The sequence below is a fragment of the Paraburkholderia sp. J67 genome (assembly GCF_905220265.1).
Lineage (GTDB): Bacteria > Pseudomonadota > Gammaproteobacteria > Burkholderiales > Burkholderiaceae > Paraburkholderia.
In genome coordinates this window covers 130206-145407 of sequence record NZ_CAJMZK010000009.1, presented here as the reverse complement: position 1 = coordinate 145407, position 15202 = coordinate 130206, and the positions used below count along the sequence as shown (strand labels likewise).

At 66.1% G+C, this 15202-nt stretch carries 6 protein-coding genes; 3 read left to right on the top strand and 3 right to left on the bottom strand.

What is annotated here, in order from left to right; genetic code table 11:
- Positions 1 to 72: 72 nt before the first annotated feature.
- Genes U5782_RS18695 through U5782_RS18685 form a run of 3 tightly spaced genes read right to left on the bottom strand, consistent with a single transcriptional unit; the run spans position 73 to position 6955 of the window.
- Positions 73 to 2544 (bottom strand): NfrA family protein, encoded by a 2472-nt coding sequence (locus U5782_RS18695; protein WP_322045346.1) that lies wholly within the window; start codon positions 2542 to 2544, stop codon positions 73 to 75.
- The gene (locus U5782_RS18690) at positions 2541 to 4724 is read right to left on the bottom strand and encodes a glycosyl transferase family protein (RefSeq protein ID WP_322045345.1); all 2184 of its coding nucleotides are present in this window, start codon (positions 4722 to 4724) and stop codon (positions 2541 to 2543) included. The genes U5782_RS18695 and U5782_RS18690 overlap by 4 nt, the downstream gene beginning before the upstream one ends.
- Positions 4721 to 6955 carry a cellulose biosynthesis cyclic di-GMP-binding regulatory protein BcsB gene (locus U5782_RS18685; RefSeq protein WP_322045344.1) on the bottom strand — a complete coding sequence of 745 codons (2235 nt, stop codon included), beginning with the start codon at positions 6953 to 6955 and terminating at the stop codon, positions 4721 to 4723. Before U5782_RS18685 ends, U5782_RS18690 begins: the two co-directional genes overlap by 4 nt.
- A gap of 781 nt (positions 6956 to 7736) precedes the next feature.
- Here U5782_RS18685 and bcsA point away from each other — a divergent pair.
- Genes bcsA through U5782_RS18670 form a run of 3 tightly spaced genes read left to right on the top strand, consistent with a single transcriptional unit; the run spans position 7737 to position 15152 of the window.
- Complete coding sequence (bcsA, locus tag U5782_RS18680; RefSeq protein WP_322045343.1) at positions 7737 to 10055, top strand: UDP-forming cellulose synthase catalytic subunit; 2319 nt, start codon at positions 7737 to 7739, stop codon at positions 10053 to 10055.
- Complete coding sequence (locus tag U5782_RS18675; protein WP_322045342.1) at positions 10052 to 12400, top strand: cellulose biosynthesis cyclic di-GMP-binding regulatory protein BcsB; 2349 nt, start codon at positions 10052 to 10054, stop codon at positions 12398 to 12400. Before bcsA ends, U5782_RS18675 begins: the two co-directional genes overlap by 4 nt.
- Entirely contained in the window at positions 12381 to 15152 is a 2772-nt protein-coding gene (locus tag U5782_RS18670) for a cellulose synthase subunit BcsC-related outer membrane protein (RefSeq protein ID WP_322045341.1), read from the top strand. Before U5782_RS18675 ends, U5782_RS18670 begins: the two co-directional genes overlap by 20 nt.
- Positions 15153 to 15202 lie beyond the last annotated feature (50 nt).

Sequence of the window (15202 nt, the reverse complement as noted above, 5' to 3'; positions counted from 1 at the left end):
ATGCGAGCCCGCAGCGGCCGAGCGTCGTGGCGCTTTAAGGTGGGCAGTGGTGAGTTTTCAATTCGCGTGCCATCAATACGAGAACGTCGCGCCGAAAAACACCCCCTTCGCACGGTCATCACCCGCCACTCGCACGCGATACTGCACCGACACATCCACGAACGAGCGCGGCGCATCATAGCGTGAGCCGCGGAACCAGAAGCGTGCCGCTACGCCCGCGCCGATGCCCACCGGCACGCTATGGTCGATCGCCGAATCGTAGTCTGCGCCCGCCACCAGATGCGGAAACACGGTAAGACGCGGGTCGATCGCGTCGATCCGGAACGTGCGGCCGAAACGCGCATTGGTCGTCGCATAGGTCGACGGATGCTCGATGTAGTGGCCCATTTCGCCATAGGCGACACCGGTCCACCAACTGGTCGTGTCTTCGCGCAACGTCGTGCCAAAGCCATCCGACCATGCCGCGCGGGCGAGCCAGTCGCCGCGCACGCTGGAACCGATCGGCAGGATGCGTTCGAACGCGAAGATCGCATTGGTCGAGGTGAATGGTTTCACGCGCGCGCCCAATGCCGTCTGCAAGGTTTGCACGCCCGAGGGCGAGTCCCCTTTCACGCCAAAGTTTTCGTAGCCGCGCGCATAGAGTTCGAAGGCCCGCTCGCCGAGGCTGCCGAACGGGCGCCAGTAGGCCTCGGTGCCGGCTTGCCAGTTGTTGGCGATGCCGGGCGTCGGATTGCTGACGAGGCCGTTCTGGATGCCGCCGCCGCGATAGTTGAGCGTGGCGTTGAAGCCCCAGTTGCGCGTCGCGTCCGCGTGGGCGCTGCGGGCGTCGGCGAGGGCCTGCGGAGTCATCGTTGCATTCGTGTCGGCGTCTTGCGTGCCGTGGTCGATGGCGCGTTCCAGCCACGTTGCGCCCTGGGCGTTGTGATGCGTTTGCAAGGCGGCGTAGCCCGCGTCGCCGGTTGCGCTGGCTGGGAGCGTGCCCGCTGCATCGGCTTGCGCGAAGGCGCCGTAAGCGCGTGGCGTATCGCCCGCACGCTGTGCAAGATACGCGACCTGGAGCGGCTCCATGCCGTCTGTCGCGCCGCTGGCGAGCGCGTCGCGCGCGGCGGCGCGCGCTGCACGGTTGTCACCATTGGTGACGAGCGCGTCGATCAGTTCGAGGCGAGGCTGCGGATCGTCGGGCACGGCAGCGATGGCCGCGCGCAATGCCGTGATAGCGGCCGCATGGTCGCCGCGCGCCGTGGCGTCGCGCGCGGTGCGCACGTCTGCGAAAGCAGGGTCGGCGGCGTAGAGATCGCACGAAGCGCCGAAGCGGTCGTCGTGACAGTCGAAGAGGGGGCGGGCGAGCGGGTCGATATCGACGGGAGACTCGCCGGGATCGTGCATGGCGAGCATGCGCCGCGCACGCTGGCGGCGCAGTGCGATGACCGCGTCGGTGTCGTCGTGCGCCACGCCGAGCGGTGCGAGTACATCGAGCGCGTCTTGTGGGCGATGCTGTGCAAGCCGCACATCGGCGATGATCGCGCGCGCCGTGCGAGCGCCGCGGGTGGCTCGTCTGCCGTCGTCGCTTACCTGGTTATCCATATTATTTGACGACAGGGCGATGGCGCGCGCAAAGTCGTCGTCCGCGCCGCTTTCATGTTGTGCGGCGCGGGCATAGCCGCGTAGCGTCCACGCGAGCGGATTCAGACGATCCTGCTCAACGGCTGCGCTGGCGGCGGCCTCAGCGCCTGCCATGTCGCCGCGCGCGAACAGCACGTCGAGCAGTTGAATGTTGAATGCGCTGCGCTCCGGCGCATACGCGATTGCCTGTTGGGCGAGGCTTTGCGCTGTGTCCAGATCGCCGCGCTCGCGTGCGTCGTAGGCCGCAATCGAGGCTTGCGGGGCGAGCTTTGCGCCAATGAACGCGCGTCGCGAGCGCAGCGCCGACGTGTCGCCAAAGCGTGCCACGGCGTCCTGTGAGGCAGCCCACGCGTCGTCGTCGCGGCCCGAAGCGGAAAGCGAGTCGATCAGCAAATAACGCAGTCGCTCCACCTTGGGCGCGATTGCAATCGCCTGGCGCGACGCGTCGATCGCGTCGTCGTAGCGCTTGTGCGCGTAGGCATCGTAGGCGTCGCGCGCGGCCACGCCCGCGCGGCCCGGCAGATCGCTCGCCGCGCCTTCACCGGCTGCCGCGATCTGCGCGCGCCGCGTGACGAGGGCCGGGCTCGGGCCGAGATCGCGGATCGCACCGCTCAACTCACGCTGGGCCAGTGCGCGATGGCCGCCCGCTGCGAGCGCATTCGCACGCAGCACACGCAGTTCGACCACATCGGGGCGTTGACGAATCGCCTCGCTGGCCAGCGTCGCGCTCGCGTCGTAACGATGCGCGTTATAGGCCGCATACGCCTCGTGCGCAACGCGGTACGCAGCGCCAGAAAGTTCGAGTGGCAGGGGATGATCGGCGACGGCTTGCGGCGCATGCAACGCAGTGAGCGTGGCCAGCAGCCAGGCGGCGGCGCTCGCGCGCGGCGCGCGGCGTGGGTTGAAAACGGCGCGCGTCATCGGCCTCCCGTTTGTGCGCTGCGCAGTTGCTGTTGCGCGGCAACGGCACTGTGCAGCGCCTCGCTCGAAATGATGCGACGCGCCACCATGAAGTCGCCGATGCGGCCGTCGCGCTCAGGACGATATTCCTGCAAGGCTGCATCGAATTTCACCCTTGAAACGAGGCCCATTTCGATCAGCAGGTCGCCCAGCAGCGGCACGCCGCGCGTCGCGCCCACGTCGGCGGGCGACATGACGACGACTTCGCCGTCCGCGCCCACGAGCAGCGGTTCTTCTACGCGGCGCAGGATTCGCAGCCCCGCCGTCACTTCGCTTTCGCGCACGATATGCAGCGCTACGGTGCGCTGCGTGAGTGCGTGCAATTCGTCGAGCGCGGCATCGGCGAGCAGGTTGGCGGCGACGAACACCGCATGGCCGTTCTCGTCCAGCCCTTGCGGCAGCGTGCGCAGGCGCACGAGCACGTCGACCGGTACGGCGTTGTCGGGATCGTCAAGTCGGGCAGGCACGAATTCCCCGCGCGGCAGGTCGGTTTGAAACGCCACGGCTTCAGCGAGCGTTTCTTCGTCTAGCCAGCCGTTGGCCATTAGCACGCGCCCAAGCGGCGCTTCGCGCGCGTGCTCGTCGTGTAGCGCGCGCTCCAGCGTGGCCGGGTCGATCGCTTGCCACGACACGAGCAATTCGCCCAGGGTCTGCCGTGTATTGCGCAGGCCGCTCGCGCTCGGAAAATCGTGCATGGTCTTGTCCCAGGTGAGGCGCTTGCCGGTGAGCAGGTGAATGAGAAAGAGCCGCCACGCCCGCAGCGCCGCCAGAAAATTGATGAAGTTGCTGATGACGAGTCGCGGCACGGCAAGCACGCCGTGTTCCCAGCCATAGAGACGCGTCGTGAAGATCACACGCTGCACCACGCGCAGCGTGAGTGCAATGAAGTTCGCGGTGAGCAGCGTATTCATCCACGGCGAGTCGACGAAGGGCGAGGGAAACAGATCCGGCGTGAGGCCGAGCAGCGAGGCGAGCGCGAACAGCATGAACTGGATCACCAGCAGATAGCCCACCATGCCCACGAACGAGGTCACGATGCCCTTGCGGTCACGCAGCAACAGATAACGGTTGGCGATCGAGCCGGTCCAGCCCGTGAGCGTCCAGCCTTGCAGGCCGATGCCAAGCGTCCAGCGCGCGCGTTGACGATAGGCAGTGCGAAGCGTGTCGGGGAAATATTCACGCACGCAGAGCGGCATCATGGTGGTGACTTCGCGCTCGGGTCCAAGACCGAACCAGGTCGTGCGTTGCGTGACGAACTGCACGGGAAAACGCGCGAAAATCGATTGCATCCCCATACGGCCGATGCGCTCGCCCACGTCGTAATCCTCGGTGAGGCTTTCGGTGTTGAAGGGCTGCGACTCGGTATCGGCGATCAGGGCGAGCATGGCGCGACGCGAGAAACAGGTACCCACGCCCGCCGAGGGCACCGAACCCACCAGGCTTTCGCGCACCACGAGGTCCTTCGCATGCCACTCGGCGAACTCGTCCATATAGGTGCCCGCGACCAGCTCGCACCATTCGCGCTCGAGCGAGGCCACGGGCAACTGGATCATGTCCTTGCGCGGCAGCAGATAGTTGAAGAACTTCAGTTCGAGCGGATGCAGCACGTCTTCGCTGTCGTGCATCACGATACCCGCGAACTCGGTGCCCGCCTCGAACTCGTAGCGAAAGATCGCCTGCACGATCCAGTTCAGGCAGTCGGCCTTGCAGGTCGGTCCATCGTGCGGCACCTCCACGCGATGCAGATGCTTGTAGCGATGGCGCATGCGTTCGACTTCGGCGATGGTCGCCGCATCGTTCTGATAGGTGCCGACAAACACGCGATAGGCGCGGTAATCGAGTACGCGCACGAGGTCTTCGATCATCGCTGCGATCACATCGTGTTCGTGCCACGCCGGCACCATGATCGCGAGCGGCTGCTCGGCGCGCTGTTTCAGTTGGGCGACGGTGAGCGGCTTGTGCTGCCGCTTCACCGTGAAATGGCGCACCGTTTCGCGAATCCAGTACCAGAGGTCGATGAAGAGATCGTCGAGGCTCGAAATCAGGATGATGGCCGACACGATGATGGCGGCATGTTCGAGCCACTGGTAATACTGGGCGAGCGCAATACGCCCGTAGAAGCCGAGCGTGGCGAGGATCATGGCTTGTCTCGCGGTGGCGTGTCCGGACTGTTCTTGTCGACCGGCGGTTGCTGGGCGGCGGCGCGGCGTGCTTCGCTCGTTTGCACCGTGCGACGCTTGCGGGCGATCTGTGCGACGACGATCAGCGCGAGCAGCAGCACGATCAGCACGAACGGGATGCCCCAGCGCGCCCAATGGTGCGTGACCCACGCGGTGCTGTCCGCGCCGGTGTCGGTGAGATCGTCGGGGTTGACGGTGTCGAAGCGCTTGAGCACGCCCGTGCCGTCCACCACGGCGATATTGCCGCGCGAAAGCTGGAGCTTGTCGGTAAGAACAGGCGCGTTGCCGGTGGAGCGATAGACGATGCCGTGCGCGTCGCCCGAAGTGCCCACGCTCAGCACCGCGAGGCGCGAGAGGCCGGAGACGTCGATCAGTTTGTCGCCACGCGTGGAAGTGAGTTGCAGGCGCGAGGGCGAAAAGGCGACCGGGTCGCGCTCGTCGGCGAGCGCGACGTCGGTGGCGAGGAACGGTCCGGCGGGCCGCGCGTCCTGACCCGCGGCCACGACCTCGAAGCGCGCGGGCAGCGGCGCCACGCCCGCTGCGCCCGTGAGCACGGCGAGGCGCGGCACGCTATGCAGTGCGTCATCCAGATACGCTTGCGGCACGATCACCGTGGCCGAGGATGCAAAGCGCGCGGCCATGCCGACGAAGTCCGCACCGGGCGTGCCGTCCGCAAGCTTCAGATAGCTGCTCGGCAGTACCGCGACGGGATAGGCCTGGCGCGCCTGGCAACCTGCGTCCGGTTGACGGCGGAACGTGACGCGCAGATTGTTGGTGCGGGCGAGCGCGTAACGCGGGATCTTCAGGCGCAGGCGTTCGCGATGGCCGTCCACGTCGAGCAGCTTGGCGCCGATCATCACGTCGTTGAAATAGACCGTGGCCGTGGCCGCGCCGTTCGAGAGCGTGGGCGAGGCCGCGAGATCGAGCACGACTTCGTCGGGCAGCTTCTTTTCACCGGACGCGGCGGCCAGGTCGAAGCTCGCTTCCCATGAGTCGATCGAATGGACGTCGACGCTGCGCGGCTCGCCGCCAAGGTCCGAAAGCGGGATGGTGTCGCCGTGCAGACGCGCGCCGGAGTCGATGTGATGGACCACCACGCGCTGCGATACGTCGATGGGGCGCCAGCTATGCGCGAGCACGCTCGCGCCCGCGTTGTCGCCAACCACGATCACAGCGCGGCCGCCGTAATGCGCCACGCGCGCTTCGCCAGCCGCGAGCGGCGCGACGATCTGCGCCGCCGTGGTCGCTCGCCATGCGTCGAAGCCTGGCAACTGTCCCGCTGCGCTTGTGGCTACCTGAGCGCGCAGGGCGTCGAGTGCGGCGTTCAAGCGCGTGCGCAAGGCCGCGTCGGCGAGCAGCACATCGGGGCCGAAGGCGTTGCGCGGCGCGAGCGCGAGTAGCGCGCCTAGCTCGGCGTCGTCGGCGATCACGTGATGGCTCGCGCCGGGCGCGCCCGCGGCCGTTGCGAGCGCATCGAATGCGGGGATCGCGCGCAGCGCGGCGGGCACGTCGAGGCCGCTCACGTCGGCGGCCTGGCCGACTGTGGGCACGGCCTGCATGGTGGGCCGCTTGCCGTCGCGCTGAAGCAGCGCGTCGGTACGCCATGCGGTGTCGAGCGAGGCGGCGTCCAGATGCGCGCCCGCGACCGTGAGCACCGGCGCGTAGGGCAAGGCGCTCCACGCGGTACGCAGATCGTGTACATCGGCGGGATCGAAGCGATAGCTCAGACGCGTGGACGGATCGACGCGCAGCACGTTGCCGATAGCGGTCTGGTCGGTACAGACGTTGTCGTTGATGACCGATGCGTAACCGAGCCCGAGCCGCACGAAGCCGACTGAGCGCGCCGCGCCGTCCACGCCCAGATTTACGTTCACGCCGCCCTCGGGCTTGTCGAGCGCGCGCGAGGCGACCGGCGAGCCATCGAGCGAGAGCAGCATGGTCGTGCGGCCGCCGTCTCCGCGCACATAGCCGCCGTCGAACTCCAAGGTGGCGTCGCTGATCGGCACGTCGGCGGGGACGGGCAGGAAGAATTCGCGGCGCGTATCGGGCGCCGTGAGCGTGACCGCGCTCAGCAGGCCGAGTTCGCGCAACGTGACCACACGCGTGACAGGCACGCTGCGGTTGAGTTGCGCAAAGCCGTTGTCGCTGACGGCATTCGCCTCGGCAGCGAAGGCAGGGGCATTCGTCAGCATGCCCAAACAGGCGACAATCGTCGTAAGTGCGTTGAAGACAGGCGCGCGTGGCGCGCAATAGCGTGGCGTGCAGGCGTTCAAGGGCGGCTCTCTTGGGACGAGTTGGACCAGCGCCGGACCACGGGGCCGTCGCAGGGATCGAAGCGTGGCGCGTGCGCTGACGCTTCCCGAATCACGCAGGGATCAGCAGCAGGCGCAGGGTGGTGCGATGCCGCTTGAGTGGATGTGAAGGCGCGCCTCCCGACGGGGGAGTCTGCGCGCGAGGTAATGCTGACTTACAGAATGCGACCGCGTTTTGTTGTTCATTTCGCCGCCTTGTCTTATTCGTATTGGGTCAAATCTTAAATGGCGATGAATGGAGGCTGCCGTAAGAATATGTAAAAATTTTTTTCGTAATTGAAGGGAATTTATTCCGATTTTATTAATGCGGAAATTTTTTCTTTGAAAAATCGGTCGCTTTTTCTTAATGACATCGGTGGTCAGAAAAAGATACTGCCCCAATTAAAAGTGGTAATCGAAATGCATCAATAAGTGCCTATAAAATCTGAGGAATGGGACGGCCAGAAAGCGTGGTTTTCCCGCTGCATAAGGCATGGCGATCGTGCCCCCAGGGTTGCGCTCTACGTATAATCCGGTTTAAATTTTTCGCGGACGCTGCCGTAAACCTGTCATGAGATCGTGTGAAAGTAATTGAAAGGATTTTCACCCGTTATCCTTTTCCGCGTTGCGTGTCGTTGTGCTAGTATCGCGCGCATTTTTACTGCTGTATCCGAATACCATCGTGGAAGAACTCGTCGATACGGCATCGAGTACACGCGCGCAAAGCGAGCCAAAAGTCCAGGCGCAAAAAGCGCACCCGCGTTTTACCTTGCCGTCGTGGAGCATTGCGCTCGCATGGGGGCTCACGCTTGCCGCCGTGACGCTGATCGTGGCCGTCAAGGTCGATCTTTCGGCGCAGTTCACGCTCTCTTATGCTGTGCTGGGGGTGATGATCCTGTTGCGGCGCACGGGCCGCTTCGAGCACGTTCGCCTCTTCTTTCTGCTCTGTTCTGCATTCCTTACGTTTCGCTATCTATACTGGCGCACGACCTCGACGCTCACTTATTACGGACTGGCCGATTTCACGTTCTCCCTGCTCCTGTACGGGGCGGAGATCTATGGCATCGTGGTGGCGTCGATCGGCCTGTTCGTCAACAGCCGCCCGCTCGATCGCAAGGTCGCGCCGCTCATCACTGGGGCGGGGCCGTTACCGTCGGTGGACGTGTTCATCCCCACCTACAACGAGTCACCGGAGTTGCTGGAGACGACGCTGCGCGCCGCGCTCGACATGCGCTACGCGCAAGGGCGCTTTCATGTCTATCTGCTCGACGATGGCGGCACACAGCAAAAGCTCAACCAGGCCGACGCCGCAAAGGCCGCTGAAGCGCTCGCACGCGCGCAGGCATTGCGCGAGATGTGCGCGGCCCACGGCGGCCACTATTTGACGCGTGTGCGCAATGAACACGCGAAAGCGGGCAATATCAACGCCGCGCTCGCGCAGACGCAGGGCGATCTCGTGGTGATCTTCGACGCCGACCACGTGCCCACTGCCGACTTCCTCGAAAAGACCGTGGGCTTCTTCCAGCGCGACGAGCAACTCTGTCTCGTGCAGACGCCGCACTTCTTCACGAATCCCGACCCGCTCGAAAAGAACCTTGGCCTGTTCGGCAAGATGCCGCCCGAAAGCGAGATGTTTTACTCGGTCATCCAGCCGGGCCTCGACTTCTGGAACGCGTCGTTTTTTTGCGGCTCCGCGGCGGTTCTTCGTCGCCGCTGCGTGATGGAGATCGGCGGCATAACGGGCCAGTCGATTACCGAAGACGCTGAAACCGCGCTCACGCTGCACGCGCGCGGTTACAGGAGTCTGTATCTGAATGAGCCGCTTATTTCCGGCCTGCAACCGGAAACGTTTGCGAGCTTCGTCGTGCAGCGCGTGCGCTGGGCGCAGGGGATGATCCAGTTGCTCCTGCTGCGTAATCCGCTGGCGATGAAGGGACTCTCGCTGCCGCAGCGCATCTGCTATTTCTCGAACGCGTTTTTCTGGTTCTTCTGCTATGCGCGCGTGGTGTTTCTGGTCGCGCCCGCCATGTATCTGCTGTTCGGCTTGCAGTTCTATCACGCGACGATTCCGCAGTTCTTCGCCTACGGTCTGCCGCAGATGATCGGTGCGATCCTGACTACCGACTATCTGTTTGGCCGCCACCGCTGGACGCTGATCTCTGAAGTCTATGAACTATTGGTGTCGATGTTCTCGCTACGCGGCGTGATCTCCGTGCTGGTGAAGCCGCGCGCGCCCACCTTCAATGTCACGCCCAAGGGCGAGCAACTGGAGCAGGACTCGATCTCGCAACTGGCCGGGCCGTTCTATGTGGTCTACCTATGCGTGCTGGCCTCGGCCGTGGTGGGCGTCTGGAAACTCGTGCACGGCGCGCCGCACGCGGACGTGATCGGCGCGTCGCTCGGCTGGAGCGTATTGAATCTCGTGTTGCTGAACGCCTGCGTGGGCGTGCTGTACGAGCGCAAACAGCGTCGCGCGACGCCGCGCATTCCCACCGACCTCGTCGCGAAACTGCATGTGGAAGGCGCGGACGCCGGCCTCGACTGCCGGATCGTCGATATGTCGGCGGGCGGCGTGAAACTCGCCTTCGCCGCCGACGTACAGACACCGCTCTCCACGAGCGCTGACGCCGTGCTCGAAGTGTTCAACGCGGCGCCCGCGCGCACGAGCCATATTCCGGTTTCGCTGCGGATGATCTTCGCGTCCAACGACGGTACGCGCTCGGTGGGCGCGCAGTTCACCGACACGAGCGTCGAGGGGCTTTCCGAGCGCGTCGCGCTCGTCTTCGGGGATAGCGCACGCTGGCGTGCATTCCGCGAGAGCCGCAACCGGCGCATCGGCATCCTGCGCAGCCTCGCGATGGTCGTCTATCTCGGCACGGTGCACGCCTTCGGTCATTACCGTTTCTTCTTTGCCGGCATGGTGTCGTTCGTGCTCCGCCAACTTCGCGCCTCGTCGCGCGCGCTTCGAACCTTTCTTTCCTCGCGCCTGTCTCGTTCATGACGCTCACTTCTTCCTTGCGCACCTTCGCGTGCGCCTGTTTCGTGCTCGCGGCGGCCGCCGTGTTGCCGGTGTCCGCAGCCACGGCATCGGCCACCGCGCCGGCTCCTGCGAGCAGTAGCGCGGCCGCGACGGTCGCGGTAGCCGCAACGCCTTCTGCCGCGCCCACGGACCAGCCTATGACGCTCGCGACGCTGGGTAATCTGTCCGGGCCGGTGCGACTCGTGGGCGAGTCGAGCGTGCGCTCGCTGAGCCTACCGATCTCGGCGCGCGAGAAGGTGAGCTCGGTGGTCCTCCATCTGGTCGCCACCAATTCGGTATCCTTATTGAGCGACCGGTCCGAGCTTGCCGTGCGCGTGAACGACCGCACGATCGCCCAGATGCAACTGTCGTCGCGCCAGCCCGAACTCACGGCCGACGTGCGCGTGCCCGTCGACCTGCTGCGCCCCGGCTACAACACGCTGAGCTTCGCGGTCGCGCAGCATTCCACGGATGACTGCGAAGACCCGAACTCGCCGGAACTGTGGTCCGAGATCGACACGAACGCCTCGACCCTGCAATTGCAGACGGAACTCAAGCCGCTCACGCCGCAACTGGCCGATCTCGCGGACCTGATCGATCCGAAGCAGCAGCACGGCCGCGCATTGTCGATCGTCGCGGCGACCCATCCCGCCAACGATGCGCAACTTGGCACGGGCGCCTTGCTGGCCGAAGGCGTGGCGCTGCGTCTGCGCTATCTCTCGCCGTCGCTGCATGTGCAGGACGCGCAGGCGGGCACGGGCGGCGGCGTGCTGCCGGGCCTGTCGTTCGCCAAGCTTGCCGATACCGACGTCCTGCTGTTCGGCACGCGCGACGCGCTGCGCCCGTATCTGGCTGCCGATGTCGCCGCGCGCATCAAGGGCGCGTTCCTCGGCATCTATCCGAAGCCGGACGATCCGCGCCGCTTCGTGCTGGTCGTGAGCGGCGTCGACGACGCGCAGGTCCAGCTCGCGGCGCGCAGCTTCGCGCACCCGGAATTCGCCCAGCCGCACCTCGCGGAAATGACGATCAACTCGCTCGACGAGGCGCGTATCGCCAGTTACGCCGCGCGGCGCACGCTCACCGGCACGCAGCCGCACACGTTCCGCTCGCTGGGCTTCACATCGCGCACGCTCGGCGGTCAGGACCGTGTCGATCTGGACGTGACGCTGCCCGCCGATATCTACGCGCCCGAAGACGCCCAGGCGACGCTCGACCTCAACTTCACCGAAGGCGCGAAGATGCGCCAGGATTCGGTGCTCAACGTCTATCTGAACAACCGCTTCGAGCAGGTGATCGCGCTCGACCAGCAGCAGGGCGCGGTGCTGCGCCACTATCGCGTGAATATTCCGCTGCGCAGCTTCCGGCCGGGCGCGAACGTGCTGTCGCTGCGCCCCGTGCTGGTGCCGTTGATGACCGATCGCTGCATGCTGCGCGAAACGCGCAACCTGCTGCTCACGGTGTTCGACGATTCGTCGATCACGCTGCCGCCTGCCTCGCACTACACGGCGATGCCCGATCTGCGGCGCTTCGCGCAAAGTGGCTTCCCGTACACGGTGAGCCCGGACGGTTCGGGCCTCGCGCTGCAAGTGGGCGCGTCGGACAATCACACGATTGCGGCCGCGTGGAACCTGATGGGCAAGCTCGCGCAGAATCAGGCGTGGCCGTTGACCGCCGCGCAGGTGACGGCGGGCAACCCGGATACGGGCCGCCAGACGATTCTGGTCGGCAGTGTCAGCGCGATTGCGCAGACCGCGTGGCAGGGTGCACCGTGGCAGCCTGGCCATGTGATGACGCTCGCTTATCACGCGGAAGATGCGGATTCCCCCGCGCCGCGCGCGCGTGACAACCCGCGCGACAACTTCGGCACGCTCGGCCAGTTGCTGCGTGCGGGCTTTGGCGGTCGCTCTGGCGACACCGCCACGCCGCCCCCGACTTCGGTACTCAACGCCGACACCCCGCTTTCGCGTCAGTTGCTGGTGATGCAGTACAAGGGCAGCAATGGCAACACGGTCACCGCGTTCACGGCGGCCAATGCCGGCGAACTCGCGGACGGCGTGCGCCGCTTGATCGAGCCGAATTACTGGGACAACCTCGACGGCGACGTGAGCCAGGTGAGCTTCGATAGTCCCGACCTCTGGACGGGCCGCAGCGGCGCGCGCTACGACCTTGGCAGCCTGAATGCCTATGATCGCGTGGGCTTTGAAGTCTCGCGCCATCCTTGGTGGGGCTATGCGGTCCTGCTCGGCCTGCTCGCGCTGTTGGCCGTGCTGACCGCCATGCTCCTGCGTCGACGCCACCGGAAACACCATGACGGTTCGCCGGACTGACGCGCGCGTGCGGCGCGCCGGCGGCGGGTGGAAGCGGTGGGGCGTGGCGTTGGCGGTTGCGTCGTCGTGTGTCGCGCATGCCGGGCAGGAGAATCTGCTCGGCATCGACCAGAGTGCCGCCCAGGGCGCCTCCGCAACGGGCGTGCAAGGCGGCGCGCACGCGGCGCAGCAGGCCGTCACGCGCGAGCACGCGCAGCCGGACAGCGTGCGCGTGGAGCGCAGCGAACAGCAGAGTCTGATCGTGCCCGCGCTGCCCGCGAGCGCAGTGGTGGTCGACGCCAACGCCAATGCCGGCGGCGCGCCGACTGCGCCTGCTGCGCCCTCCGCACCGGACGAGCGACCGCTCTGGGCGCTGCTCAAGGCCGACCGGCTGGACGCTTACGATGCGCAGGTCGCGCGCCTCGAGAGCCAGTTCGCGACGTGGCGGCCCGCGTCCGCACTGGTGGCGGAACGCGCGCGCCGGCAGCAGGCGAGGGACATCGACACCGCGCTAAAAGGCGACGTCGGCCAGCTACGCCTGATGGTTGCGCGCGCACCGGATGAATTCGGCTGCGCCCATATCGACCGCGCATGGCGCGCGGCAGAGGTATTCGCCCACGCGGGCGACCGTGATGCCGTATTCGCCCTTTATCGCCCGTTGATTCCTGCCTGCGAGCCCGCGCGCAACCGCCTTGCGACGCTCTATCTGGCGCAGCGGCAATTGCCGGCGGCGCAGGCCGATGCACTGATCCAGCTTGAAGCGCGGCAGGGCAAACGCGATCGCGATACGGATCTTGCTTTCCAGCGTCTGCAATACCAGCGCGCGCTCACCGCGCTCGCGGCGTTGCCGCCCGACGATCCCACCATCGACGCGCAACTGGCTGCCTTCGCGCCTGCCATCCGCGCGAATCGCGATGCAAAAGCCGCTACCCAGGCGGGTTGGATCACGTTCGCGCAGCATCGGCCCGACGCCGCCGCGACGTGGTTCGAAACGGCATTGGGCTTCGCGCCAAACGATGTGGACGCAACGATTGGTCTCGCGCAAGTGCGTCTTTCGCAAGGCGACGTGAAGGCTGCCGACGCGTTGCTCGCGCCGCCGTCCATAGCCGCCGACGAACGTGCGCGCAAGTTGCGCGGCCAGATTGCGCTGGCCCGCGCCAACGACGCCTACCGGGAACATCGCTACGACGAGAGCTTGCGGCAACTCGATATCGCGGCTTCGCTCGGAGTCGACGAGGCCGCAACCGGCGTGCTGCGCGGCTGGACCCTCTATGGGCAGAAGCAGTATGCGCAGGCCGAGCGCATTTTCCGCGAACGCTATCTGCAAAGCCACGATGACGATAGCGCCGAAGGCCTCGCGCTCGCCCTCAATGCGCAGGGCAAGAGCGTGCAGGACGCGTTGCCCGGCACGCATGGGCCGTTGCACGCGTACGGCCATGCGCTCGCGGCGCAGCGGCTCTATTACGACAAGGCCTTCATCGCCGCGAAGGCGGAACTTGACGCCGCCAGGCAGGGCGCGACGGACCCGCAACGCATCGCGCGCTACGTGCCCGCCGATCTCACGGGCATCGACTCGCCTTCGGTGGCAGCGGGATTGACATGGTCGGACCATGTCGGCGCGGCGGGACAGGGGCGGCTCAATACCGTCGCGCCCGAATTGCGCGCGGAATGGATCGACGGCACGCAGCAGTACGAATTGCGCTACCGGCAGCTCTTTCTGAATTCCGGTAGTTCATCGCTGAGCCAGCGGTTGCCGGGCAAGCTCACGCCGGATCAACTCGGCGGCTATGCGGGCATACCGTTCGGTGGCTCGGTGAGCGGCGAGGAAGTGCAGGGGATGATGGCCGATGTCGTGCGTTTGGGCGGTGATCGGCGGCTGGACTGGAGCGCGTCGCTCGGCGCGACCGACGGTCCGCCGACGGGCGTGATGCTCGACGGCCAGGCGCGCGTGGGGCAGCAAGGGCCGTGGGGCGCGTGGAGCGCGTGGGTGGGCGTCAATCCCGTGCGCGACTCGCTGCTGTCGTGGCGCGGCCAGACTTTGCCCAATTCCGATTGGTCATGGGGCGCGGTGCGCCGCATGGCGAGCGGCGCGACGGCGCGCTGGCAAATCTTGCCGCGCTGGAGCGTGAGCAGCGGGGCGGAGTTCCAGTGGCTGACGGGCACCAACGTGGTGGGCAACGAAGGCGCGTCGGCGGATCTGTCGGCCGACTACGATCTGCGCGTGCCGGGCTTCGATTACTTCAGCGCCGGGCCCGCGTTCCACTACCTGGGCTATCGCCGCAACGAGAACTTTTATGTGCCGGGCCAGGGCGGCTATTACAGCCCGCAATGGTCGGTCGCCACGGGCGCGGCGGTCCATATGCTTTCCGAAGAGGGGCGCAATTTCCAGTGGCGCGCCACGCTGGAAAGCGGCTGGAACGATAGTGTGCAGGACACCGTATCATGTTTCCCCAGCTCGTCGATTGCGCTCCAGGCGGCAGCGGCGGCCGGACTCGATGCGTCGGGCGGGCAGTCGCTGCTCGGCGCGAGTTGCGCGGGAAGCCATGACCACGGCCCTTACGCGCACGCGCAGATCGCGGCCACCGTCAAACTCTCGCCGCATGCGCAGGCCGGCGCGTTGGCCGACGTGAACATCACGCCGGGCCGCGACAAGCAGATCGCCGTCATGGCCTTCCTGCGCTTCTTCTTCGACGCGCGCTCGCAGGTGTTCAGCCGCGATGTCGCGCATACGACGCGCGACTTCTACATGCAACTCGACGACGATCACAACTAAAGCGGCGCGGCGCCGGTCCCTTTCGGAATCCGGCGCCGCGCGGCACTAAC

Bases quoted from the DNA above. Each gene is read 5' to 3' on its own strand.
- U5782_RS18695 (WP_322045346.1), bottom strand. From the start codon at position 2,544: ATGACGCGCGCCGTTTTCAACCCACGCCGCGCGCCGCGCGCGAGCGCC.
- U5782_RS18690 (WP_322045345.1), bottom strand. From the start codon at position 4,724: ATGATCCTCGCCACGCTCGGCTTCTACGGGCGTATTGCGCTCGCCCAG.
- U5782_RS18685 (WP_322045344.1), bottom strand. From the start codon at position 6,955: ATGCTGACGAATGCCCCTGCCTTCGCTGCCGAGGCGAATGCCGTCAGC.
- U5782_RS18675 (WP_322045342.1), top strand. From the start codon at position 10,052: ATGACGCTCACTTCTTCCTTGCGCACCTTCGCGTGCGCCTGTTTCGTG.
- U5782_RS18670 (WP_322045341.1), top strand. From the start codon at position 12,381: ATGACGGTTCGCCGGACTGACGCGCGCGTGCGGCGCGCCGGCGGCGGG.